Source organism: Halobellus sp. Atlit-38R (assembly GCF_003665925.1).
GTDB lineage: Archaea > Halobacteriota > Halobacteria > Halobacteriales > Haloferacaceae > Haloquadratum > Haloquadratum inordinatus.
Window position 1 is genome coordinate 178,074 of sequence record NZ_QXIJ01000003.1, and the last position, 25,202, is coordinate 203,275.

At 65.6% G+C, this 25,202-nt stretch carries 20 protein-coding genes; 7 read left to right on the top strand and 13 right to left on the bottom strand.

The annotated features are described in order from the left end of the window. Positions 1-15 precede the first annotated feature (15 nt). Positions 16-1,506 carry an Asp-tRNA(Asn)/Glu-tRNA(Gln) amidotransferase subunit GatB gene (gene gatB / locus D3D02_RS05485; protein ID WP_121568976.1) on the bottom strand — a complete coding sequence of 497 codons (1,491 nt, stop codon included), beginning with the start codon at positions 1,504-1,506 and terminating at the stop codon, positions 16-18. A gap of 144 nt (positions 1,507-1,650) precedes the next feature. On the opposite strand from gatB, the gene D3D02_RS05490 reads away from it, so the two are divergent. From D3D02_RS05490 to D3D02_RS05510, 5 genes are all read left to right on the top strand, one after another. Beyond that, positions 1,651-2,952, top strand: a complete 1,302-nt coding sequence (locus D3D02_RS05490; RefSeq protein WP_158599321.1) for an MFS transporter — start codon at positions 1,651-1,653, stop codon at positions 2,950-2,952. 79 nt (positions 2,953-3,031) lie between these two features. Next, positions 3,032-3,934, top strand: a complete 903-nt coding sequence (locus D3D02_RS05495; RefSeq protein ID WP_121568978.1) for an alpha/beta fold hydrolase — start codon at positions 3,032-3,034, stop codon at positions 3,932-3,934. Between the two features lie 126 nt (positions 3,935-4,060). After that, the gene (locus D3D02_RS05500; protein ID WP_121568979.1) at positions 4,061-4,528 is read left to right on the top strand and encodes a hypothetical protein; all 468 of its coding nucleotides are present in this window, start codon (positions 4,061-4,063) and stop codon (positions 4,526-4,528) included. 29 nt (positions 4,529-4,557) lie between these two features. Continuing rightward, positions 4,558-8,154: a chromosome segregation protein SMC gene (smc, locus tag D3D02_RS05505; protein ID WP_121568980.1), complete on the top strand. Its 3,597-nt coding sequence runs from the start codon at positions 4,558-4,560 to the stop codon at positions 8,152-8,154. Further along, positions 8,147-9,166: a ScpA family protein gene (locus D3D02_RS05510; RefSeq protein ID WP_121568981.1), complete on the top strand. Its 1,020-nt coding sequence runs from the start codon at positions 8,147-8,149 to the stop codon at positions 9,164-9,166. The genes smc and D3D02_RS05510 overlap by 8 nt, the downstream gene beginning before the upstream one ends. Positions 9,167-9,272: 106 nt before the next feature. On the opposite strand, the gene mtnP is transcribed toward D3D02_RS05510, so the two are convergent. The 6 genes from mtnP to D3D02_RS05540 all read right to left on the bottom strand — a co-directional run bounded on the left by mtnP (position 9,273) and on the right by D3D02_RS05540 (position 18,756). Further along, positions 9,273-10,133: an S-methyl-5'-thioadenosine phosphorylase gene (gene mtnP, locus D3D02_RS05515; protein WP_121568982.1), complete on the bottom strand. Its 861-nt coding sequence runs from the start codon at positions 10,131-10,133 to the stop codon at positions 9,273-9,275. Between the two features lie 186 nt (positions 10,134-10,319). Next, complete coding sequence (locus tag D3D02_RS05520) at positions 10,320-11,276, bottom strand: AEC family transporter (protein WP_121568983.1); 957 nt, start codon at positions 11,274-11,276, stop codon at positions 10,320-10,322. Positions 11,277-11,369: 93 nt separating this feature from the next. Further along, positions 11,370-12,083, bottom strand: a complete 714-nt coding sequence (locus D3D02_RS05525; RefSeq protein WP_121568984.1) for a phosphoribosyltransferase — start codon at positions 12,081-12,083, stop codon at positions 11,370-11,372. 172 nt (positions 12,084-12,255) lie between these two features. Continuing rightward, positions 12,256-14,622 carry a PAS domain S-box protein gene (locus D3D02_RS05530; protein WP_121568985.1) on the bottom strand — a complete coding sequence of 789 codons (2,367 nt, stop codon included), beginning with the start codon at positions 14,620-14,622 and terminating at the stop codon, positions 12,256-12,258. Further along, positions 14,615-16,069, bottom strand: a complete 1,455-nt coding sequence (locus D3D02_RS05535) for an ATPase domain-containing protein (RefSeq protein WP_394337712.1) — start codon at positions 16,067-16,069, stop codon at positions 14,615-14,617. Before D3D02_RS05535 ends, D3D02_RS05530 begins: the two co-directional genes overlap by 8 nt. A 179-nt stretch (positions 16,070-16,248) precedes the next feature. After that, the gene (locus D3D02_RS05540; RefSeq protein WP_121568987.1) at positions 16,249-18,756 is read right to left on the bottom strand and encodes a PAS domain S-box protein; all 2,508 of its coding nucleotides are present in this window, start codon (positions 18,754-18,756) and stop codon (positions 16,249-16,251) included. A 141-nt stretch (positions 18,757-18,897) separates the two neighbouring features. On the opposite strand from D3D02_RS05540, the gene D3D02_RS05545 reads away from it, so the two are divergent. Further along, positions 18,898-19,797: a PhzF family phenazine biosynthesis protein gene (locus D3D02_RS05545; protein WP_121568988.1), complete on the top strand. Its 900-nt coding sequence runs from the start codon at positions 18,898-18,900 to the stop codon at positions 19,795-19,797. 99 nt (positions 19,798-19,896) lie between these two features. Here the strand turns inward: D3D02_RS05545 and D3D02_RS05550 are convergent, their stop codons facing one another. The 5 genes from D3D02_RS05550 to D3D02_RS05570 are packed head-to-tail and all read right to left on the bottom strand — an operon-like array spanning position 19,897 to position 22,181. Then, positions 19,897-20,655: a proteasome assembly chaperone family protein gene (locus D3D02_RS05550; protein WP_121568989.1), complete on the bottom strand. Its 759-nt coding sequence runs from the start codon at positions 20,653-20,655 to the stop codon at positions 19,897-19,899. 4 nt (positions 20,656-20,659) lie between these two features. Continuing rightward, complete coding sequence (locus tag D3D02_RS05555; protein ID WP_121568990.1) at positions 20,660-20,842, bottom strand: RNA-protein complex protein Nop10; 183 nt, start codon at positions 20,840-20,842, stop codon at positions 20,660-20,662. 41 nt (positions 20,843-20,883) lie between these two features. Further along, positions 20,884-21,687 (bottom strand): translation initiation factor IF-2 subunit alpha, encoded by an 804-nt coding sequence (locus D3D02_RS05560; RefSeq protein WP_121568991.1) that lies wholly within the window; start codon positions 21,685-21,687, stop codon positions 20,884-20,886. A 24-nt stretch (positions 21,688-21,711) separates the two neighbouring features. Next, entirely contained in the window at positions 21,712-21,897 is a 186-nt protein-coding gene (locus D3D02_RS05565) for a 30S ribosomal protein S27e (protein ID WP_121558855.1), read from the bottom strand. A 2-nt stretch (positions 21,898-21,899) separates the two neighbouring features. Then, complete coding sequence (locus tag D3D02_RS05570) at positions 21,900-22,181, bottom strand: 50S ribosomal protein L44e (protein WP_121568992.1); 282 nt, start codon at positions 22,179-22,181, stop codon at positions 21,900-21,902. 223 nt (positions 22,182-22,404) lie between these two features. Here D3D02_RS05570 and D3D02_RS05575 point away from each other — a divergent pair, with 223 nt between their 5' ends. Next, entirely contained in the window at positions 22,405-22,662 is a 258-nt protein-coding gene (locus tag D3D02_RS05575) for an HAH_0734 family protein (RefSeq protein ID WP_121568993.1), read from the top strand. Between the two features lie 72 nt (positions 22,663-22,734). Here D3D02_RS05575 and D3D02_RS05580 read toward each other — a convergent pair whose 3' ends face one another. Next, positions 22,735-25,167, bottom strand: a complete 2,433-nt coding sequence (locus D3D02_RS05580) for a DUF2298 domain-containing protein (RefSeq protein ID WP_121568994.1) — start codon at positions 25,165-25,167, stop codon at positions 22,735-22,737. Positions 25,168-25,202 lie beyond the last annotated feature (35 nt).

The following is a 25,202-nucleotide window of genomic DNA, read 5'->3' on the forward strand; positions in this document are numbered from 1 at the left end:
ATCGAGACGGGGTCGCTACTCGTCGAGTCGCTCGCGGAGCTTCTGGTTCACGTCGCCGGGGTCGGCGCTGCCGCCGGTCTTCTGCATCACTTGCCCCACGAGGAAGTTGATCGCGCCGCCCTCGCCGGCGTGGTAGTCCTCGACGGCGTCGGGGTTCTCCTCGATGGCTTCCGCGACCGCGACGTCGACCTCGTCGTCGTCGGCCGTGCCGAGGCCCTCCGCCTCGATGACCATATCGGGGTCGTCGCCCTTGTCGAGCATCGTCCGGAGGACGATCTCCTCGGCGTTCTTCGTCGTAATCTCGCCGGCGTCGACGAGTTCGACGAGGCGCGTGAACTCGTCGAGACGGTCGTCGACGTCGGTGATCGCCATATCGCGGTAGTTGAGTTCGCCCAGTAAGTTGTCCGCGACCCACGTCGCCGCGAGGTCGGGATCGAACTGGGAGGCGACGTCCTCGAAGAAGTCTGCGACCTCCTTCGTCGAGGTGAGTTTCGCCGCCGACTCGGCGTCGAGGCCGTACTCCTCGCGGAAGCGCTCGCGGCGGGCGTCGGGGAGTTCGGGGATGTCGATCTTCGCTTTCCAGTCGGAGACTTCGAGCGGCGGCAGGTCGGCCTCGCGGAAGTAGCGGTAGTCCTTTTCTTCTTCCTTCGAGCGCATCGAGACCGTGATGCCGCGTGATTCGTCCCAGTGGCGCGTCTCCTGTTCGACCGCGCGACCGCGCTGGACGGCGTTCTTCTGCCGCGTCACCTCGTAGGCGAGCGCCTGCTCTGCGCCCTTGTGGCTGGATATGTTCTTCACCTCGGTCCGGTTGGCCGCCTCCAGCGACTCGACGCTGATCGAGCCGTCGTCGTCGACCTCGTCGGCGGGGACGAGCGAGATGTTGGCGTCGACGCGGAGCGACCCGTCGCGCGTGGAGTCGAAGACGCTGAGGTATTCGAGGACCTCTTCGAGTTTCGCGAGGAACGCGCGGGTCTCCTGAGGGCTACGGAAGTCGGGGCGGGTAACGATCTCCATCAGCGGCGTGCCGGCGCGGTTGTAGTCGACGAGCGTGTAGTCTGCGGTGTCGATGCTGCCGCCCTTGTGCTGGAGGCTGCCCGGGTCCTCTTCCAGGTGGGCGCGTTCGATGCCGATCTCGCGGCGCTCGCCCTCGACGGAGACTTCGAGGGTGCCGTCGGCGCAGATCGGGGCGTCGTACTGCGTGATCTGGAAGTTCTTCGGCAGGTCGGGGTAGTAGTAGTTCTTCCGGTGGAACCGGGTGTGTTCGGCGACGTCGGCGTCGAGCGCCTTGCCGACCTTCACGGCGGCCTCGACGGCCCCCTCGTTCAGGACGGGCAACGCGCCCGGCAGGCCGAGACAGATCGGGCAGGTACGGCTGTTGGGCTCTTCGTCGTCCGCCGGTTCGGTCGAACACCCACAGAAGATCTTCGTGTCCGTCTCGAGTTGGACGTGGACCTCCAACCCGATGACGGTGGCGAGATCGCGCTGGGAGAGCGCCTTCGCGGTCATTGACGCGTGATTCGACGTAGCGGGGCTAAAGGCTAACGGGACGGTCGGATAGGTGGGCATCGAGACCACCCCGACCACTGTCAGCTAGCGCCCATACCACCGGGAGTTTTTTCGCCGGACGGTCAATAACGCTCGATTGGAACTGTGGGCCCAAACTCACCGCCGCGTTCGACGCGGGTCGGTCAGTTCATCGACGTCCGGCGGCTGTTGGTCGGCTTAGATCTCTACTACGGTTGGTTCGTCGTCGCCTCGTGCTTTCTCGGCGGGCTGCTGATCTACGGGCTCCTGTACTCGTTCAGCGTCTTTTTCGGCCACCTCGTCACCGCGTTCGGGATGTCGCACGCTAACACGTCTCTTATTTTCTCTCTGCAGTCGGTGATGATGTACGTCGGCGCGGCGGTGTTCGGGTTCACCATCGACCGATACGACGTCCGCCGACTGTTCGCGCTCGGGTCTGTGCTGATCGTCGGCGGCCTGTTCGGGACGAGCATCTTCTCCAGTTTCATAGGCGTGCTGGTGTGTTATGGGATCGCAGTCGGTACCGGATTCAGCATCGTGATGGTTATTGCATACGTGACACCGGTGTTCTGGTTCGAGCGGCGACGGGGCGTCGCCACGGGGATCGCGACCGCGGGTGCCGGGGTCGGGATGATGGCGATGCCACCGTTCGCTCGTCTGTTGATCGCAGCGCTGGGCTGGCAGCGCGCGTACTTCGCGCTGGCGTTGTTAGTGAGCGTCGCCCTCGCAGTTGCGACGGTCCTGATTGCCGACCGGCCGGAACGGCTCGGTATCGACGCCTCCGCGGAGTTCGTGACGACAGCCGACGACCGGTCTTACCCCTCGGCCCGTGAACAGTTGCGTGACGTCCGATCTGTCGTGCTATCGCCGTCGTTCGCTGTGTTCTTTCTGGCGTTTCTCGGATCGTATCTCGTGCCGTTGTCGCTGACGGTCAACTTCGTCGAGTTCGCCCGGTCGGTCGATATCGGAGCACAGGCCGGCGTCTTCGCAATCAGCGTGATCGGAGCGACCAACACCATCGGGAAGTTCGTCACCGGCTACCTCGCCGACCGGTTGGACACGACGCACGTCCTCGCCGGCAACGCGGTCGTGATCGGGGTGCTGACGGTTCCGATCACGCAGATACACGACGCGGGAGTGGTGCTCGCTATGTCGGCGCTGTTCGGGTTCGGATACGCCGGACTCGGGGCGCTGATGACGCCGGTGATGGCAGACCTCTTCGGAGCGGAGAATCTGAACGGGCTGTTCGGTGTCGCGTCCGTCTCCTCAGCCTTCGCGGGTGCGCTCGGCCCTTATCTCGCGAACCTCTCGTTCGACCTGTACGGGACGTACATCCCCGTGTTCCTCGGGATGGCACTCATCAGCGTCCTCTCGGCGGGCCTGTTCCTCCTGGCCCGGCAGTGGGCCGCGACGGGAGTTCGTGGATGACCGAGGAGACACGGCGCTATTCGACGTCTTCCTCGCGCTTCCGTAACCTATTCCCTCGGTCCCATCGACGGCACGCCCGATGAGCGACTCGCTGGCCGACGCTGCTGGGATCGACGTTCGCCGCGGGGTCACCTTCGCGACCCCTGACGGCAACCCCCTCCATCTCGATCTCTATCGCCCGGCGACGGCTGGGTTCGGGACAGCCGATGCCGCCCGCCGCGCCGCCGTCGTCCTCGTTCCCGGCAGTCGCGGTCGCGCCCCCGGCAGCGGCGAACTGGCGCGGTACGCGCTCGATCTGGCCGAGCGCGGCTACGTCTGCGTCGTCCCGGCGTATCGCGGCAGCGACGTCGCGAGTTTTCCCGCCCAGATTCGGGATCTGAAGGCCGCGATCCGGTGGCTTCGCGCCGCCGCGGACGACGTCGGCGTCGACTCGGACCGCGTCGGCGCGTTCGGCCACGGCACGGGCGCACACCTCGCCGTCCTCGCCGCGGTGACGGCCGGAGAGGAGTCGTTTGCGCCCCACGAATCGGCGTTCGCCGGTGTTTCGATCGGCGCCGCGACCGCATCCAGCGCACACGACGGACTCGCCGCAGCCGTCGGCGTCGCCGGCACGTACGCGCTGGAACAGCAGCCCGAAACCGACGATCTCGTGGCGCTGCTGGGCGGTGACCGCGAGTCGGCACCGGACGCCTGGGAGCGAGCGTCGCCGTCGACGTATCTGGGTGGTAACGGGCGGCCGGGAGCGCGGGACACCTCACAGACGGACGCCGCGGCCGACGTCCCTCCAATTTTGCTCCTCCACGGCGAGGACGACAACGTCGTTCCGGCGATGGCCTCGGAACTGTTCCACGATATGCTGGAAGAGAGCGACGTCATCGCCGAATGCGTGGTCGCGGCCGACGCCGGCCACGACGTCCACGAGACGCAGCGGCCGTTCACGCTCGGCTGGACCGAAGCGTTCTTCGATCGGCACCTCCGGTGAGAGGTTCGGCGTGCCGTCGCAGCCGATGCTACCGGCGTCCGTCGAATCGGATATTCACGTCAACTATCACTTCCTGGGTAGGTGTCTGACGTACGTTTATGTGGCCGGAGACGGGCTATCTACCCTATGAGCAACCGTGTGGAGGAGCTCGAGTCGAAAGTCGCGGAGCTACAGGCCGCCGTCAACGGGCTGACCGAAGAGCTCGTCGAGACGAAAGAGCGCGTTCGGCTCCTCGAAGAGGAGGTCGAAGTCGACCTCGCGGCCGGGACCCGTCCGGTCGGTCACGACAACGTCGTCGCGTCGGAGCCCGAATCGGCGTCGGACACCCAGTCCGAACCCGAGGCGGCCGCCGAATCCGACGCCGAGGCGAACACCGCGGAAGACCCGATGGACCCACACCAGGAGTCGCCGGCGCAGGCGGAGTCGCGCCGCGAAACGTCCGCACAGCAGTCCGACGACGCGGACTTCATCGACGCCGACGCGGACGACCACATCCCGAGCGAGGTCGAATCGAAGGACGACGATACTAAGACGGACGAAACCGAGGGTGACGACGAGGCGGCGACCGAAGACGACGACATCATCGTCGCATAATCGGGCGCTCCGCCCGCTACGAGCAACCTATGCACATCAAAGAGCTCGTCCTCGACGGCTTCAAGAGCTTCGGGCGGACCACGCGTATCCCGTTCTACGAGGACTTCACGGTCGTTACGGGGCCGAACGGCTCCGGTAAGTCGAACATCATCGACGGCGTACTGTTCGCGCTCGGGTTAGCCCGGACGCGCGGCATCCGCGCCGAGAAGCTGACTGATCTCATCTACAACCCCGGTCACGCCGACGACAGCGACGGCGGCGGGAGCGGACCCAAAGAGGCCACCGTCACGGTCGTCCTCGACAACGCGGACGGCACGCTGGAACGTTCGCAAGTCGTCAACGCCGCGGGCAGCGACGACGTCGGCGACGTCTCCGAGATCCGCGTCAAGCGCCGCGTGAAAGAGACCGAGGACAACTACTACTCGTATTACTACCTCAACGGCCGCTCGTGCAACCTCTCGGACATCCAGGACCTCCTCGCGCAAGCGGGCATCACGCCCGAGGGCTACAACGTCGTGATGCAGGGCGACGTCACCGAGATCATCAATATGACGCCCCACCAGCGCCGGGGCATCATCGACGAGATCGCCGGCGTCGCCGAGTTCGACGCCAAGAAGGAGGACGCCTTCGAGGAACTCGACGCCGTCGAAGACCGGATCGAGGAGGCCGACCTCCGGATCGAGGAGAAAGAGACCCGGCTCGACCAGCTCGAAGACGAGCGCGAGACGGCGCTGGAATACCAGTCGCTCCGCGAGGAGCGCGAGGAGTACGAGGGCTATCAGAAGGCCGCCGAACTCGAAGACAAGCGCGAGGATCTCGAAGCGACCCGAGAGCGAGCCGAGCGAACCGAATCGAAGCTCGAATCGCACCGCGAGGAACTCGACCGCCGACAGGGTCGCGTCTCGCGGCTGGAGGACGAACTCGAAGCGCTCACGCGGGAGATCGAACGGAAGGGCGAGGACGAACAGCTCCGGATCAAATCCGAGATCGAGGAGGTCAAAGGCGAGATCGACCGGCTGGAGAACGCCATCGAGGCGGCCGAAGCGCGAATCGACGACGCCGAGAGCGAGCGGCGGAACGCGTTCGTCCAACTCGACCGCAAGCAGGAGGAGATCGACGAACTCGACGCGGAGATCCGCTCTGTCAAAGTCGAGAAGGCCTCCGTGAAGTCCGACATCGGCTCGCTGGAGACGGACCTGGCCGAAGTCCAGGCCGAGATCGACGACGTCGACACCGAGTACGACGAGCTGAAATCCGATCTCGCCGAGAAGAAAGCCCGGCTCGAAGAGCTGAAAACGGAACAGAACGACCGCCAGCGCGAGAAGGACCGCCTCCTCGACGACACGCGACGGCGGGCGACCGAAATCTCCGAGACCGAAGCGGAGATCGAGGACCTCCGCGAGACGCTGCCCGATCTGAAAGCCGAGGTGTCGGACCTCTACTCGGAACTCGACAAGGCCGAGAAGAACGAATCGAAGATCGAGGGCGTCGTCGACGACCTCCAAGAAGAGAAAGCGGAGCTGAAAGACGACCTCGACGACGTCGTCGAGGAGATCCAATCGAAGCAGTCGGAGTACGCCACGCTGGAGGCCCGCGCGGGCGACGACGGCGACAACTCCTGGCCGCGGGCGGTCACGACGATCCTCAACGCCGGGATGGCGGGCGTCCACGGGACCGTGGGCGAGTTGGGCGCGGTCGACGGCGAGTACGCGACTGCCTGTGAGACGGCCGCCGGCGGCCGTCTCGCGCACGTCGTCGTCGACGACGACGGGGTCGGCGCTGACGGCATCGACTACCTCAAGTCCCGAAACGCCGGCCGGGCGACGTTCCTGCCGATCACGAAGATGGACGACCGGGGGCTGCCGCGACTCCCGGATCACCCCGGCGTCGTCGACTTCGCCCGCAACCTCGTCGACTACGACGCCGAGTACGAGCCCGTCTTCTCGTACGTGCTGGGCTCGACGCTCGTCGTCGAGGATATGCAGACCGCCCGCGACCTGATGGGCGACTACCGGATGGTGACGCTCGACGGCGACCTGGTCGAGCGCTCCGGCGCGATGACCGGCGGGTCCGGCGGCGGCTCGCGCTACTCCTTCTCGAAGTCCGGCAGCGGCCGGCTCGAACGACTCGCAGAGGAGATCGAGGAGCTAGAAGACCGGCGTCGGAGCCTGCAAGCGGAGATCCGCGAACTCGACGAAGACATCGAGGACGCCCGGAGCCGCGCGGCCGACGCCCGCGAGCGCGTCCGCTCGGTCGAGGCCGAGATCGAGGGCGCCGAAGCCGACGTCGAGGAGGCCGAAATCGAGATCGACGACCTCGAAGCCGAGATCGAACGCCTCCGCGAGAAGCGCGCCGAGGTCGACGAGGAGATGCGAACGATCGACGCAGAGATCGACGACCTCGACGCCGAAATCGCCGACGTCGAAGCCGAGATCGACGACCTCGAATCCGAGCTCGAAGACTCGAAGATCCCCGAGCTCACGGCCGAAGCCGACGAGATCCGCGCGTCCATCGACGAGAAAGAAGAGCGGATGGACGACCTCGACGGCCGGCTCAACGAACTCCAGTTAGAGAAGGAGTACGCCGAAGACGCCGTCGCGGACCTCGAAGAGACGATCGAGAACGCCCAAGAGCGGAAGGCCGACGCCCGCGACGTCATCCGCGAGAAAGAGGCCGGAATCGAAGACCGCGAGGGGGCGCTCGAGGCGAAGCGCGAGGCCGTCGAGGCGCTCGAAGAAGAGCTCAAAGAGCTCAAATCGGACCGCTCGGACTTGCAGGCGACGCTTCGAGAAGCCAAGAGCGAGCGCGACGAGAAGCGCGACGACGTCGACCGCGTCGAGTCGAAACTGGACTCGCTCCGAGATAGCGTCGAGCGGTTGTCGTGGGAGATCGACGAGTTGGAGGGGGAAGTCGGCGAGTACGACCCCGAGAACATTCCGGACCACGAGGAGGTCGAATCCGAGATCGAGCGACTTTCATCTGCGATGGAGGCGCTCGAACCGGTGAACATGCTCGCGATCGACGAGTACGACGAGGTGGAGGCTGACCTCGACGACCTCCAAGAGCGTCGGGACGTCCTCGTCGACGAGCGCGAGGCCATCGAGGAGCGGATCGACCGCTTCGAAGCCCAGAAGAAAGAGACGTTTATGCGGGCGTTCGACGCGATCAACGAGAACTTCACCGAGATCTTCGAGCGCCTCTCCGACGGGACGGGCGAACTTCACCTCGAAGACGCCGACGATCCGTTCGAGGGCGGGTTGACGATGAAGGCCCAACCGGGCGACAAGCCGATTCAGCGGCTGAACGCGATGTCCGGCGGCGAGAAGTCCCTCACCGCCCTGGCGTTCATCTTCGCCATCCAGCGGCACAATCCCGCGCCGTTCTACGCGCTCGACGAGGTCGACGCCTTCCTCGACGCCGCCAACGCCGAGCGCGTGGGTGAGATGGTCGACGACCTCTCGGCGGACGCCCAGTTCGTCGTCGTCTCGCACCGCTCGGCGCTCCTGGAGCGCTCCGAGCGCGCCATCGGCGTGACGATGCAGGGCGACAACGTCAGCGCCGTCACCGGGATTCAGTTGAGCGACGACGGCGACGAGGAGGAGGCGGAGGTGCCGGCGGATGACTGACTCAGCCGGGTCGGCTCCGGGAACCGGCGCTCTCACCGATGGCCTCCGCACCGACCGCAGTCCGGAGCGCGACCCGTCGGCCGACGTCGACGACGACGAAGTCGAGCCCGTCGAACTGCTCGTCCAGTTGGCCGAGGAGGGCGAAATCGATCCCTGGGACGTCGACCTCGTCGAGGCGACCGACGCGTTCCTCGAACGTCTCGACGAGACCGATCTGCGGACCTCGGGGCGGGCGCTGTTTTATGCGGCCGTCCTCCTGCGGATGAAGAGCGACGCGCTGCTGGAACCGGACGACGAGGAGCCCGAAGACGAGATCGAACCGTGGGAGGCCGCACTGGAGAGCGGCGGACCGATCGCAGACAGCGGCGGCGACGGCGCGGGCGCACCGGGGTTCGATCCGGTCGACGCGCTGGAGGCGGAGATGGACCGGCGTCTCGAACGCAAACAGGCGCGTGGGTCGCCAGAGACGCTCGACGAACTCGTCCGCGAACTGCGGGAGGCCGAGCGGCAGTCGTGGTGGAAGCGCCGCCGCGAGTACGACACCTCCGAGTCGCCGCACGGCCACCGCCGCGGGACCCAAACGCTCGATTACCGCTCGGCCGACGAGTTCCGCGAGGCCGACGAGCCGACCGCGGCCGACGTGACCGACACGGCCCACACCGAGGACATCGAGACGTCGATCGCGGCCGTCCAGGAGTCCATCGACGTCCACTACGACAACGGCCGCGAGGAGGTCCTGTTCACGGAGGTCGCCGACGCCGCCGAGACGCCGGTGACGTCCTACCTCGCGCTGCTCTTTCTCTCGCACCGCGGCGACGTCCGACTCCAGCAGGACGACCTCTTCGGGGACCTCTGGATTCGGAATCCCGACGCGGAGTTCGCGGACCCAGACGCCGACGGCGACGAGGACGTGAGCCGATCGGGAGCCGACACCAAGGCGGACGGCGATACCGACGCGGAAAGCGAGAAAACAGCGGACGAGGCCGTCGCGCCCGCCGCGGACGACGACTGAGGCGCGGTCCGCGTCGGCTGGCGGGGCAGGTCCTTCGTGACCCACAGGAGCCGGCGAGTCGTTCGTGACCCACAGGAACTGGCGGAGTCGTTCGCGACGACCGGACTTACTCGACGTACGCGCCGATGAGCGGTTCGAGGTCGTCTTTCGTCGCGTCCGGAATCGCGTCGTCGGGCGTGTTGATCGTGCCGTCGAGCGCCGTGTGGCAGTCGCAGGAGTGGTCTTCGGGAATCGCCTCGATCGCCGCCTCGACGGTCTCTTTGATCGCCGTCTCGTTCTTCGCGGCGTTTTCGAGCACTTCGTCCAGCGTGACCTCGCTGTCTTCCTTCCAGACGTCGTAGTCGGTGACGCCCGTGACGGTGGCGTAGGCCATCTCGGCCTCGCGGGCGAGTTTCGCCTCGGGGATGGTCGTCATCCCGATGACGTCCCAGCCCTGGTCGCGGTAGAACTCGCTCTCGGCGCGCGTGGAGTACTGCGGCCCCTCGATGCAGACGTAGGTGCCGCCGCGGACGACGTCAGCGTCGGTCGCCGATTCGGCGGCGTCCGCGAGGATCTCGTTGAGGTCCCCGCAGTACGGATCGGCGAACGGTTGGTGGACGACGACGTCCTCGTCGAAGAACGTCAGGTCGCGGTGTTTCGTCCGGTCGTAGATCTGATCGGGAATCACGAGCGTCTGCGGTGGGAGGCCCTCGCGGAGGCTCCCGACCGCGTTCGAGGCGAGGACGTGCGTGACGCCGAGTTTCTTCAGCGCGAAGACGTTCGCTCGATACGGCAGCGTCGTCGGCGAGCGCTGGTGGTCGGGGCCGTGTCGCGGCACGAACACGACTTCGCGGCCCGTGTCGCCGAACTCGCCGACCGTCAGGGGTGCCGAGGGGTTCCCGAACGGCGTGTCGACGTCGACCTCGCGCGTGTCTCGCAGCGGTAGCGCATCGTAAATCCCGCTCCCGCCGATGAATCCGATAGCCATAGTCGTGGCTTCGAGCGACGGCGCTAAAGCGTGATGGGTCGGCGTCGGTTCGGTGATCGTTCGCACGCGATCGGCGCGGGCCGCAGCGCCGGCGTCGCAGCGGCTTCAGAGGGAGTATCGTACGTCCCCATAGATTTCTCGCCGGACGGTACGGCGAGACTCTCCGAACAGGTACGGGACTCCCTATCAGAGCACCACGCCGCTCTCTAGAACGGCGATGAGGACCGTCAGCGTAAGCACGGAGACCACTGTGGTCGCGAAGATCGCCGTCGAGACGAACTCGGTAACGGGGACACCCGCGACCTCGCCCTCGGCGAACTCGCCGACGAGGATCAGCGGCGTGACCGCCGACGGCATCGCAGATTCGAGGACGAACGTCCGCGCGACGGCGGGATCCGAAAAGCCAACCAAGAGCGCGACGCCGACTGCGATCACCGGCGCGACGACCATCTTCAGGCCGACGACGCCGCTGACAGACGACAGCGTCGATGCGACGTTCGTCCGTGCGAGCTGGATTCCCAAGAGGAGCAGCATCACCGGAATCGCCGAGTCGCCGACGAGTTGGAGCGTCGACATCGCGGTCGAGTCGACTGGCGGGACGACGCCGAGCGCGCGAGCGAGGAGCGCGGCGGCGACGGCGTACACGAGCGGCACGCGGAAAACCTGCCGGACGCCCGCAAAGCGGCTCTCGGCGCTTCCACGTGAGGCGAGGAAGACGCCCACGGTGTAGATGAGCGCGGCCTGCACGGAGAGATAGACGACGGCCGTCGCGCGGCCGGTGTCGCCGAAGGCGAAACTGGATACGGGGACGCCGTAGTTGCCGGTGTTCGGAAAGGCGATGACGAGCGTCAGCGCCGCCAGCGCCGTCTCCGACGCGCCGAAGAGACGACCGGCAGCCTCTGCGAGCGCGATCGCGAGAACGTGAAAGACGAGAATCGCGACGGTGATGCGCGCCAGCGTGGACTGTGCGAGCGTCGTCGTCGCGAGGCTGTGAAAGACGAGAGCCGGCGCGAGCACGTAGACGACGACGGTGTTGAGCGCGTCCGTCTCGATGTCGCGGACGCGCCCCAGCAGGTATCCGACGCCGCCGACGGCGACGATCGGGAGGATCGCGGTCGCGAAGACGGAGACCAGAGAGACCACGTCAGAGGACACTCGAAGTCGCTATTCAAACGCTTCGGTCGCCGGCGTGACGGGAGCGTCCGTATCGGAGGCTCGGATCCGTCCCGACCGGCCCTACGCGCCGATACCTTCGTTGTCGACGAGTCGCCAGGCGTCAGTGTGAGCCGATTCGACGTAGCCGCGCCGCTCCATCTCGGCCATCACTTCGCTCATCCGATCGGGCTGGGCGATCTCCATCTCGATCCGGTCGACCGAGTGGAACTCCGAGAGGTAATGGCGGATGTCCTCGACCTCGAAGGTCTCCTCGTCGGCCTTCTCCATCACGCCGGAGATGAGGTCGATCATATCCTCGATGAAGTTCCAGGGGTAGACGATCCACGTCCACTCCTCTAGGCGCTCGCCGACGAAGTCGGGCTCGAACTCGCTCGTCTGCAGGAGTTGCAGCGTCGCGGTCCGGACCTCGCCCGCGTCGCGGTCGGTCACGTACTCGTAGGCGCGCTCGATCGACCCGCCGGTGTCGGCGATGTCGTCGATGATGAGCACGTCTTTGCCCTCGACGCTGCCTTTCGGCATCGGGTAGCGCACCTCCGGCTCGTCGGCCTTCTCGGCGGTGCCGACGTAGTGCTCCATCTTCAGGCTCGTCAGATCGTCGAGTCCGAGGAAGTCGCAGATGCACCGACCTGCGAACCAGCCGCCGCGAGCGAGCGCGACGACGACGTCCGGTTCGAAATCGGCGGTCTTCACCTGGTCGCTGACGTCGCGACAGAGCCCGTAGATGTACTCCCAATTAGTGATCGTGCAGTTGAACTGGTCGGGCAGGTCGCCCATAGATTTCGGTCACCGTTCGGTGAAGGGTGCGGCTGGACCCTTAATCTGTTCGTCTGGGCCGGCTTCGGAAGCGTCACGCGAACGATCCGTCTCATAGGGATTATCGTAAGTTCTCATAGATTTCTCGCCGGACGGTACGGCGAGACTCTCCGAACAGTTACGATAATCCCAATCAGCTCGTGACCGGGAGTGTGATCGAAACGACCGTGCCACGGGGGTCGTTGTCGGTGATCCGGATCCGCCCGCCGAGTTCGGTCACGACCCAGTTGACAAGCCACAGGCCGAGCCCGCTGCCGTGGAGGAGCGGCGTCTCTTCGCCCTCTTCGAGCACGAGCCGTTCGTTCTCGGGGATCCCCGGCCCGTTATCGGTGACAGTGATCGTCGCGTGGGGATGCGCAGCAGACTCGGAGACGTCGGCAGTCAGTCGCACTTTCGGGGTGTCGGCATCGTTGTGCTGGACCGCATTCCGAAGCAGTTCCGTGAGCGCGGTTTCGAGTTCGGCGTTGACGCGGTGCTGCGTCTGCGGGATCTCGACCGATTCATCGACGCCGGCAGTAGTGTCGAGGACGTCCTGCTTTGCCCGCCGGATCACTGTTTCGAGGGACCGGACGACGTTGCGCTCTTTGTCGTCGCTGAACGTGCGTTCGATCTGCTGTACCTGGTCGCTGATCCGGAGGAGTTCGTCCGCCGAATCGATGATCCTCGGGACGGCACCCCCGGCGTCGGTCCCGTGATCGGAGAGCAGGTCGGCGTAGCCGCTGATGATATTCAACTCGTTGCGGAGGTTGTGTCTGAGCACTCGATAGAGCACCTGGAGCTGTTGTCTGCGCCGCCGTCGCTCCGTGATTTCGGTATTGACTGCGACGAACCGTTCGACGGCTCCGTCGTCGCCGAAGAGAGGTGCGATCGTCTGGTCGATGTACTGGCGCCGGCCGTCTTTGCGGCGGTTGATCACCTCGTTCTCCCATATCTCGCCCGACGTGATCGTCTCCCAGAGGTCGCGGTAGAACCGCCGGTCGTGCTCGCCGGAGCGTAGGATGCGCGGTGTCCGTCCCAACGCTTCCTCTCGCCCGTAGCCAGTCGCCTTCTCGAACGCCCGGTTTACGTACTGGATCGTGCCCTCGACGTCGGTGATGTAAATCGCGTGTCCGGTGTGTTCGATCGCCTTCTCGAAGAGTTCCGCCTCTTCGCGTGCGCGGATTCCGGTGATCTCGCGACCGATAGCGCGTCCGAGGTTCGCCAGGGTCTCTCGTTCCTCCCCGCCAAATGCGTCTTCCCGCGAGGTGTAGAGGTTGAGGACACCGAACAGTGTGTCGTCGTGCTGGATGGGGACGGCGGCCGTCGCGCGGACATCGAATTCCGATAACGCGTCGTGCCACGGGGTCATCTCTGGGTCAGCCGTGGCGCGCTGGGCGGTTTCGACCGCACGAGACCGAAGCGCGCGGCCCGTCGGCCCCTGCCCGGTCGGGGCCTCGCCGGCGGTGATGTCGACCTGGTCGAGATACGCCGCCGCCTCCCCACCCGTCGCCCGCGGCACGACCGGATCGCCGCCCGTCTCGAACTTCCGTTCGCCAATCCAGGCGAACTGATAGGACTCGGATTCGGCGAGTCGCTGGCAGACAGTGGCTTCGAGTTCGTCCCGATCGGTCGCCTGAACGACTGCCTCTGTCGTCTCTTGTAGCGTCCGAGTGATTCGGGTGAGTTCTTCGAGTCTGTCTCGCTGGCGTTCGACCGTCCGCTCGCGCTCGCGCCGCGCGGTGACGTCACGGATGCTCAACACGATGTTCGGATGCGCGTCGCCGTGGCCTTCGAGGACGCTCGCAGAGACCTCTGTCTCGATGACGGTTCCGTCCTTTCGAATGCACGAAAGCGCCCCGGTCCGCGCTCGGCCCTCTTCGAGTACGCGCTGGACGAACGCCTCGTACGCGTCTCGGTCCTCACGGTGCAGGTCGGCGGACGGTGACAGCGACGCTATCTCGGACTCGGAGTAGCCAAGTAGTTCCGTCGCGCGGGGATTGCACTCAGCGATCCGGTCGGCCGCGGGATCGATAATCAACAGCGCGTCTTCGACCGCGGCGAAGATCGTCTCGTAGCGCTCTTTGTTCCGTTCGAGCCGGGTCGTGAGGTCTGCAGAGAGCCGCCGTCGTTCGAGGAGGTTTTCGAGTCGTCGTCGAAACTCCGGGACCTCAAGCGGCGTCGTGATCGTCTCGTCGACGACTGACCGGAGAGCGTCAGTAAGCGTCTCACCGCCGTCGGCCGTCGCGAGCAATACGGGCAAGAACCGCGGACGTTCGCGTTCTTTGCACGCTTCAACCCACTCGTGGTGGCGTGCGAGTGCAGCAGGGTCGACGAGACAGAGGTCGCCATCGACGGCGTCTTCGGGATCGGAGACGACGACGGGGGTGTACGGCGAGTCATCCCGGAGCCACCGTTTGAGGTGTCGTCGATTCTCCTCGTGCTCCAACAGGAGGAGGATTCGTCTGTCGCGCTGCACGGTCGGTGATTGGGGATCGCGCGGGTCGAGGCGGCCGTCAGTCATCGGTACGGGGCGACTCCCACTCGGGCGTGCCCGAGAGGATACCGCGGAGCCCCGTCAGCGGTTCACCGACTGAGAGCCCGTCTTCGGTAATCTCGAACTCCCGGAGTGACCGTTCGAAGTTGCTGGTGCGTTTCTTGAGAACGCCGCCGATTTTCCGGAGCGTCCCCTGGTGTTCGATGTGCTGGAGAACGACAATGTTGTCCGCGAGATAGCTCAGATCGGCACCCGTCGCGGAGAAATCGCCAGTGACAGTGGGTGTCTCGTCGACGAGGATGACCGTGACACCCATATTCTTCAGATACCGGCTCAGCGCGTGGAGACGTCTGGTGAGTTCGTTCTCGGGACCGCGGACGGAAACTTGGTAACCGTCGATACCGTCGATCATCACGATATCGGCGTCTTGCTCTTCGACCTCCTGCCGGACGCGTCCAGCGAACTGTTGTGGAGACAGTTGCAGCGGTTCCATCTCCTCGATTGACAGCGATTCCTGCTCGCACATCTCCGTCACGGGCACGTCGATCGACTCAGAGCGCTCGTGGAACGTCGCCGTATTCTCCTCGAAGAGGTAGATCACCGAACGCTCACCGCGCGCTGCGGCTTCCTTCATAAAATGCGTCCCGAGGGTGGTCTTGCCGACGCCCGTAGGCCCGCTGATCACCGTGACCGTTCCCCGTTCGATACCGCCGTGAAGCAGTTCATCGAGGCCGGGAACGCCCGAAGAGATCGGTTCGGCGACGAACTGCTGAGTGTGCTCTTCGGGCTGTAACGCCGGATAGACCACCATTCCCTCGTCTGAGATCTCCATCGCGTGCGTGCCGCTTTGTGCCGCCGACCCGCGGAATTTCGGAACCGAAATCGATTGCCCCTGCTCGGCGTCGCCGAGTTCGATCGTGCCGTCGCTGAGGAACTGGAGGTCCTCGTCGGATGAGCCCGCAGTATGTTGGGAGGTGAAAAGTACGGTCGCGTCGTCCCGTGTGAGATATTCGAGGAAGCCAATCGCCTGTTTTCGGAACCCGCGGTCGTCGCGGGTCAGATGCCGAAGCCGAGTGATCGGGTCGACGAACACGCGGTCGGGATCGACCGTTTCGACCGCGTCGGTGACGCTCTCGGCGAACGGCTCCCGTTCGACATCGCTCGCCTCGAAGACAGTGTACGATTTGTCTTCGAAGAACACGTCCGCGCTCGGACTCAGATCCAGGAACTCGACGGAGTCGAGGTCGAACCCCAGCGCCGTGCCGTTCTGTTTGATATCTTCGGCGGCTTCCTCGAGGTTGATGAAAAGTGTCGTCTCGCCTCGTCGGACGCCTTCGAGTAAGAAATGGCAGCCGAGAATCGTTTTTCCGGTCCCGGGGTCACCGCGGACAAGGTAACTACGACCGGGGATCAGCCCACCCTGCAACACCGAGTCGAGTCCGTCGACGCCCGTCGAGAGTCGACGATCAGTCACAGCCTGTCCCCCCATAGCCCGTGTGGCCGACAGGGGAGCACACGACACTCGTTGTGTTCCCTGAGATTCCCTCCGAGTTCCCCACTACCATTTGGTTGTGCGTATGGCAGTGTTTACGATAGAAAAATCACTGTGGTCATATGTACATATGAACTTTTATTTATATTGGATATTTCCAGTCAGCGGCCAGAGCCAGCAGCGCGGTCATCGAAGAGGCTGCTGAGGAGGTGCCGTTGTGCCGCCCGAAGGTGATTGTGGAACGACGACGAAGAGATATCCATTTTCGCGGCGAGTTCGGTGCCGGAAAGCCCCTTCGGAGACTCGAAGTATCCGCCGTAGTACGCAAGCTCGATGGTCTCTCGCTGACGGTCGGTGAGTCCGTCGAGGACGAACTCCGAAGAGTGTTCTGAGACGACGGGCGGATCCTCCGGTCCCTTCACCGCGAGGAGTTCTGCGTCCGGATACGTCGCAGCGACGATGTCGACAGCGCGATGGACGGGCATCGTCGACGGAGTCGTAACACGGATCCGGGCATTGGTTTCGTCTTCGCCGACGATCTGCTGGAGCCGGATGCCGTGCTTGGCTAAGATGGTCGCGATAAACGGGTCTGAGAACGTCACCTGGAACAACACGTGGTCGCCGCCGTCACCGAGCTGTCGGATGGACGTGATTCCAGTCGACTCCACCGCCGTCTGGACAACCCGTTCGGCCGAACCTGCGAGCAGTCGTACGAAGACCGTCGTCTCGCCGCTTTCCTTCTGGTGGAGTCCGTCGAACGAGACAGAACACTGATGTTCCAGTGCGATCCGGATGAGCGGACACGACTGCGAGCGGATCTCGAAGTCGAGTTTTTGGCCCTGCTCCGAGAGAACAGCATCCTCCCACTCCATCATACTCATCATACAGCCCAGGAGTTCACCACACTCTTCGAGTACGGCGGTGGTCCACTCCGACACCGCGCCACGCTCGCTCGCGAAGACCGTGAGGACGCCGTAGAGAACGCCCTGGTACTGGAGCGGGATCGCGACAGCCGATCGAAAGCCACGGCGTACTGCGTCCCGACGCCAGGGTTGGTGTTGGATATCTGTCGCCGTGTTCTGGACGACAGTCGTCTCAACGGTGCGAGCTGTCCGAACTGCGGGCTCCGCGACCGTCTCGTCGAGAGTGAACGCGTCAGTGTCGAGGTACCCCTGGTCTTGGCCAGCCCACGCTTCGGGGACGAGTTCGTCGCGTTCTGGACTCAGGCTCCCAACCCACGCGAACGTGAACGGGTCGGTGGTGCTAAAGAGTTCACACGCTTTCTGCTCGAGTTCCGCGCGCGTGTCTGCCGTAATAGCGATCCGAACGATCTCACGGATGTCCGCGTTCAGTTGTTCGATCTGCTGGAGCGTCTCCGTCTGCGCTTCGAGTTCGCGGCGCTGTCGTCGCATCTCCTGTTCGCGCTCCGTGCGGGCAAAGACGGCCTCCGCGTTTCGCGAAAGCAGTTCGAGTAGCCGCTGCTCCGTGACCTCGAACTCGTCGACAGAGGTGTGGCCGCAGACGATCGCTCCGAACCCATCGATCGGGGCAACGAGGACGCTCCGGATCGGCGTCTCCGAGCTTTGGATGCACTCGTCCGTTCGGGCGTCGGCGAGTCGAACCGACTCGCTCGTCAGATATGCCTCACCGATGATACTCTCGCCGAGCGACAGCGGGAGGAGATCACCGAACGCCTCCGGGACGTCGTCCGAGTGCGCGATCGGATGCAGTCGTTCGTCGTCGGGATCAAAGAGATAGACGGCGACGAAGTCCCGATTGATGGTCTCGACCGCCGTCTCGACGATCGACTCTGCGATTTCGACGTCTGTCTCGGCGCGAACCAAGTCGCGCGCGTTCTCGTGGAGTTCTTCGAGCGTCTGCTCGTACCAGACTTGATCGGAGATATCGCGAAAGATACCGTGTATCAGCGTCTCGTCTGTCGGGGCCTCGTCTGGCGCCTCGACGGCGGCGACGCTGATCTCCACGGGGACGGTGTCGCCATCGGCGTCGACGACGTGGATCTGCTCGCCGTCAGGCCGATACCGCAGCGTGCCACCCACTTCGAGGTGTCTCTCAAAGAGTTCCTCGTATCGGTCCGATTCATCACGGGGGTGCAATGTCGTTATCTTCTCGCCGATCAGTTCGGATCGCGATCGCCCAGTCAATTGCTCGGCTTTGTCGTTCAGTTCGCGGAGATGCCCGGTCTTGTCGCTCACGAGAATCGGAACCGGTGCGTTTTCGACGAGCGCACGGTAGGGGTCAGCTGCCGCATCGGACTGCAGCGCGCCGCTCGTCGCCCCATCGAGACGACCGACGACGAAGCGCTGCTTCGCCGACTGGACCGTCGACTCCCAGACGAGGAGGTGGGAGCGTCCCTCACCGGCCGCGGAGGCACCGCCGATCACGATCGGTTGCTCGTCGACGCTCGGGTCCTCGGGGTCGCTGGAGTCTGACTCGAGTCGCTCGCGAAACGCCTCTCGAGCGTCTGCACGGCTGTGGGCGGGAACCAGCGCGTCGAACAGATCCGCATCACGAAGTGTTTCGCTGCCGGTGTTGACGGCGTCACAGAACGTATCGTCGACGTACCTGATGCAGCCATCAGCGTCGACCGTCACGATCCCCGCCGAGAGCGATTCGAGAATCGATTCGAAGAACTGCGCTGACGGCATTCGAACTGCAATCTTTCCCCCTGACTGGTCATTCTATCGGTACGCGTGAGAGTCGCCACCATTCGCCAATAATCCGAGGCGCAGGACGAACCACACACGGAGGGACGGGGACTTTTCACCCGCGACCTCGTTCGGGCGGGTATGGATACCCGCCGTACACTGCTCGTAGACGCCTTCGCCGCCGAACCGCTCGCCGGCAACGCGGCCGGCGTCGTCCCGGAGGCGGACGGTCTCACAGCGGATCAGATGCGGGCAATCGCCCGCGAACTCGCCGTCAGCGAGACGGCGTTTCTGCTCCCCTCGGAGACGGCCGACCGCCGACTCCGCTACTTCTCGCCGGAGCAGGAAGTCGACCTCTGCGGGCACGCGACTGTCGCCGCGCACGCACATCTCCGCGAGGCCGGGGCGATAGACGAGGGTGAGCACACCATCGAGACGAACGTCGGCGTCCTCGACGTCGAGGTCGAATCTGACGGGAGCATCTGGATGACCCAGGAGATGCCGCGGGTCGAACGCGTCGAGGTCGACTACGAGCGGCTGGGGAACGCGCTCGGAATCGACCCCGCGGCGCTTCGCGACGTCGGCGCGGACGCTCCCGTTGCGGTCGCCTCGACGGGGCTCCCCTTCCTGATCGTGCCGGTGAACTTCCTTCAGAACCTCGGGTCGGCCGATCCGAACGACGGGGCAGTCGAAGCGATCGCCGACGAGCACGACGTTGCTGGCATCTACGCGTTCACCTTCGACGCGCTGGGCGCTGACTCGACGCTGCACGCCCGGGCGTTCGCGCCGTCGGTCGGCATCGCCGAGGATCCGGCGACGGGAACCGCAAGCGGCGCCTGCGGCGCGTACCTGCGCGAGGTCGGCGCCTTCGATGACTTCCCCGAGGAGATGGTCTTCGAGCAGGGGCACTTCGTCGACCGGCCCAGCGAAGTCCGCGTGCGCGTCGCGGGAGACGTTCGCGTGGGCGGGCGCGCGGTGACGTCGCTCGACGGCCGGCTCGCGGTCCCGCCGGCAGAAGAAGACGACATCGTCGAGGCGTGAGCACTCGACGCCGACGGGCGTACCGCAGACCGCGTATTCGGGAGGCGAACCGATCCGAACCAACCTGGATCGGCCGCGGGCTCACTTACAGGATCCGGCTCAGCCGATGTACCGCAGGTCGTCGTCGGTCGGCATCCCCTGCTGTTGGCTCTGCATCTCCTGAATCTTCTCTGCGACCTCTTTCATCTCCTCGGCGCGCTCTTCGAGGGAATCGTAACCGACCTCGAATCCGATGACCGCCTCGAGAATTTCGAGAACCACTTGCGCGCTCGTGGGATCGACCAGATAGCCGCTCGTCTCGCCCATCAGGCACGCGGCCGAGAAGTCGCGGCGGCCGCCGAGCCCGAGGAGCAGACCGCTGACGCCGACGATGCCGCCGGCGGGTTCGCCCTCGCGGAACTCGACGCCGGCCTCAGTCAGGGCGTCGATGGCGTCGGCGTCGCTGACAGCGCCCAGCACGTCCGGCTCCTCGACGAGTTCACCCGTCGGGACGCCGCCGAGCGCGTAGATCTCGTCGACGCCGAACGACGTCGCGACGTCGAGGAAGGCGTCGGTGACGTGGTAGTGTCCCGAATGTGACTGTGCCTGGTGGTCGCCGGTGAGAACCAGGAGGTCGCGTTCGCCGGCGTCGACCGCGTGGAACTCGGCGCAGGCCAGCGAGGCGACGCCGTCGTCGTCGACGCCGACCTGCGGGGGGAACTCGTCGGAGTAGACGCGGGCGACGAGGTCCGAATCGAACTCCTCCAGCAGGTGCTCTACAGCCAGTTTTCCGACATGGCCGACGCCGGGCAATCCCTCAACGAGCGCCGGCTCGCGGAGCTCAGGCTCTGCGAGCGTCTCGATTTCGATGTCGTCCATACCCTCACTCGCGGACGCGGCGTTTAAGAGCGCGTCGGTACTCGCCGTAGGCGTCCTCGGGGTCGAACGGCGCGGGCGCGGAGTTTTCCGTCTCGGCGCCGCACTCGGGGCAGGTAGAAGAGAGCGTGTAGACCGGGCGCTCGTGGGCGTCGCGCCAGGCGGAACACACGCGAATGTCGGATTTCACGAGCGGAAGATGGGGTCGTGGTCGCAGTCGGTCAGTCGGGGTTATTCGTCTTCTTCGTGCCGTTCGCGGTGGTAGTTGGCAGTACCGCCGTCGGCCTCGATCGACTCGCTGGCGCGGCCGGCGGCCGCCTCGAGGGCGTCCTCGGCCGTCTTGTAGTCCGGCGCGCGGACGCGGATGCGGTACTCCGGCGAGCCGACGTAGGTGACTTCGAGTTCGATCTCCTCGGGGATCTCGTCCTCGTCGCCCTCGGCCGCCTTGAGCGCCTCCTTGATCCGATCGACGCCGTCGCCGGTCGGACACCGGAGATCGACGTAGCCCGTGACGTTCACGTACGGGACGGAGACGTTCTGGCGTGCGGTGTCGACGATCGCCTCGATCTCGTCGTCGTCGAGGTCGACGTCTTCGAGCGCGCTGGTGCCGTGGATCGCGGCCGACTCGAAACTGTCGTAGAGGGACTCGAACTCCGCCAGCAACGCGTTCGCGACTGCGCTGTAGCGCTCGTCGTCGACGTCGTCGCCGAACGCGATCTCCATCCAGTTGTCGGCCTTCTGTTCGTTCTTCCACTCCTGGATCTTCTCTTTCCGCTGGTGCTCGTTGACGTCCTTGATCGAGAGATCGATCTGCTGTGAGCTCTCGTCGACGTCGATGACCTTTGCCACGACGGTCTGTCCCTCGCGGACGTGGTCGCGGACGTTCTTGATCCAGCCGCTGGCGACCTCGCTGATGTGACAGAGGCCGCGTTTGTTCTCGTACTCGTCGAGGTCGACGAAGACCCCGAAGTCCGTGATCTCGTCGACTTCGCCGACGACGAGTTCACCGGATTCAGGCCAACCGCTGTACTTCATATATTGGAACCTCCGAGCGGAGACTTACGCCTCGGCCGAGCGTCGCTCGACCGTCTCGATGACTTCGCCGTGGATCTCGGCGTCGCCGCCGGTCGGCGTCGCGAGCGTCGTCCCGCAGACGGCGCAGTTGACGGTCGTGGACGCCTTGCCGAAGACGACCTGTTCGTTGTCGCAGTCCGGACACTGAACGCGGTAGAAGTTTCCTGCCATCGTTACTCCTGGAAGGTGAGACGGCCTGCGCGCCACCCTTCTCGCATATGGGCTTTGCCGCAGTCCGAGCAGATGTACTTCAGGTGGGTCTTCTTCGTCGGCTTGTCCCCACCGGGCACTTTCGAGAACTTACCGGCGTTTCCGATCGTCGCTTTTCCGCGGCGGGTCTGCCGCGCGTTCCACTTCATTCCGGTCGACCGGCCCGTTCGGACCTTCTCGACCTCGTGCTCGTGGTGCCCGTCACAGTTCGGGCAGTACGTGTTGAATCGGCGTGGCATCTCCATAGATATCGACCTTGTGCGCCTTTCGATATGGCCAGTTAAAACCCGTTTGGTTCGGATCGACGCTCACGACGCCCGCCAGACGGCTTCGGGAGGCCGGCCGCGTGTGAGACAACAACGAGCGGACATAGAGGAGAGATTCGTCGCGGTGGCCGCTGAGAGACGCTGGGAGCGCCCCCGAGGCGTCTCCGAAGCGATTAAGCCCCGACTGAGCAAACGTCGTCGTATGAAGAAGGTCATCATCCGCGGGGATCCGGACATCAATCGCGGCGCGACCATCGAGGTCGACGGCGAGGAGGTCGTCTGCTTCTCGATCGACCGCCAGAGCGACTACCACGGTGCCGAACGGCCGCAGCTGTGGTGTACGGTCGGGGCCGAAGACGAGCGCGAGGCCTTCGAGAAACGCGAGTTCGTCCCGCACTTCCTCGACGTCGTCGCCGTCGACGCCGAGGCGGTGAACGTGATCTCCAAGCGCGGCGCATAACTCGGGTCGATCACGGGTCGATCACCCGCTCACCGGCCGGTCTGCCGCTGTTTCTGCCGGAGGCGAGAGTGGCTACGCGGCATCAGACGGCTCGCGCCGGAGTTCCCCGAGCGCGACTTCGTAGACGGTCACGTCGCCCGAACGGTGGACGGCGTCGATGGCTTCGGAGCCGAACGACACCGAGCCGTAGCGCGCGCGCTCGTTCGGCCCGACCCAGATGTACCGCACCTGATACTCGTAGAGCAGCGCCGCCCGCGCCGACGCGTTGCCGGTGTAGATCGTGTCGACGTCGCGCACGCGATCGAAGTACGCCTCGCGCCCGCGGTAGCCGATCTCGTGTCGCCACCCCGCCACGGTCGGTACGCCAGTCAGACTCGATGCGGGGTTTGCGTTCCAACTGTACATCGCGCGCTCGCGAGCGTCAGTCCCGCCGGGATAGGTGGTCGTTCCGGGCGCTTCGAGGATCGTCGGTCGGCCCTCCAGGTCGTCGATCCAGTCGATCGCCGCCGCTTGTTCGGGGTGGTCGGTCTCGACGAACTGTGTCGCGTCGAGCGTCGGTCCGCCGGCGGGGACACGCTCGACGTGCGCGCCGACCGCGAGCACGCCGTAGACGCTCGTCGAGGCGACGAGGGCGACAGCGAGACCGACGGCGGCGACGCGTCGCCACGGAATCTGTGACCACAACGTCGATCCAGAGGTGTCGCCGTCGCCACCGCCGTCGCGTGCGGCGTCTCGGTCACCTGTTGCCCACGGCCCGAGCACGAGTCCGGGGAGCGCGACGCCCATCGCGGTGCCCCAGAACGCCCAGATCTGCGCGTACGTCTTGAAGACGGTGTTCATCCGGCCGGGTCCCGCCTGCTCGTTGACGTACACGAGTTCGACGAGGGTGACCAGGCCAGCGCCGGCGACGACGAGCACGGCCTCGTAGCCGATCGACCGCGACGTGCGGAGACCGACCCAGGCGACGACGAGGAGCGGCATCGAGACCGCGAGCGTGGCGAAGCCGATCGAGTGGCCGACGTAGCCCGCGACGAGGAGTCCGGCCGCGAGGAGCCACGGGCGGGCGACGCGCAGGCGCGAGAGGAGATAGCCGCCGAGGCCGACGACGAACGCGCCGTGGACGAGCACGAGCGCGCCGAGACCGCTCCGCATCTCGGGGCCGAGGAGTTCGATCGAGCGTCCCCCGCCGCCCGTCGCCGTGCCCAGGAGAAACGGGGCCGCGAACACGACGGCGACGACCGCGGCGACTACTGCGACGACGAGCGAACCGAGAACGCGGCCGAGTTCGTCTGTCGCTGCGGCGGTCGGACCGTCGCCGTTAGTGCGTGCGACTCGCTCAGAGAGGCGACGAAGTCGCGAGCGAAGCCCCGCCGTGTCGGGAAGGAGCGTCCACGGATCCGCGGGCGCGAAGGTCACCGCGAGCCATCCGAGCGCGAGCACGCTCGGGAAACTCCAGGTGTTCTGGACCGCCTGCCAGGACGCGAGCACGGGAACGACGAGGAAGACGAGCGCGCGCCTGCGACCCCGCTCGCGCGCGGGCGTTCGGTAGTACGCGTAGCCGACGGCCGCCGCCAACAGGAGCGTCGGCGTCCCCATCATATGCGCGTGCAGATCGCCGTTCAGCCACGCGAACAGCGGAAATTCGTTGATCGTCCCGGGGATGACGCGCGAGGCGTTCCAGTAGCTGAACGAGTCCGCACCGGCGAGGATCCGCTCGGCCGTGTAGTCCGTTCGCGCCGCGACGTAGGTGGCCGCCGACCGCCTGAGCGGCTCGGGGAGCGCGAGCAGCGCGAACCGACCGGCCGTGACGAGGTTGCTCGCGAGCCCGACGAAGAAGACGGCGACGCCTCCGGCGAGACGGCGCGGGAGTCCCCGATCGGCGCCGATCGAAGCCGCGAGTTCGAACGCGGCAGTGACGAACGCGGCGTAGAAGCCCGCGAGCGCGAGGTTGTAGGCGAACCGCGGCGGCGTGCCCGTCAGCCACGCGAGCAGCGTCGTCGTCAGGTGGCCGCCGTAGTAGTACTTCACCGGCGCGTTCGCGAACCAGAAGTCCTCCGGCGGGAGGGCCGCCGAGCGCTGGAGCGTCTTCAGAAGCCCGAAATCGAGGAACTTCTCGCCGCCGCCGGGGTGGACCGCCGGGTCGAACGCGCGGAGCGCGACGACGAAGACGAAGCCGAGGAGGAAGATGGCCGCCGCGTCGCTCGCGGCGTTGCGGTCGATGTCCACGCCGAGGCGAACCCGACCGTCACGGAGGGCTGTGAGGTCGAGCGCGGCAGTCGCACTCGCGACGAGCAGCGTCAGCGCACCCGCCGCGAGCGCGAGCGGACCCCACGTCAACTGACCGACCCAGTAGGCGGGGACGCTGAGGACGACGAGCGCAGCGGGGACAGCCAGGCCTGCGCCCCGACCGCTCGCGCGAGGGAGGAGCCTGGCGACGAGCGGGAGACCGAGAGCGAAGAGCGCGGCGTAGAGGACCAGCCAGCGGGCGACGAGGGCGTACTCCATTCTCCGTATCGCACGGACCGAGACGCCGAGACATA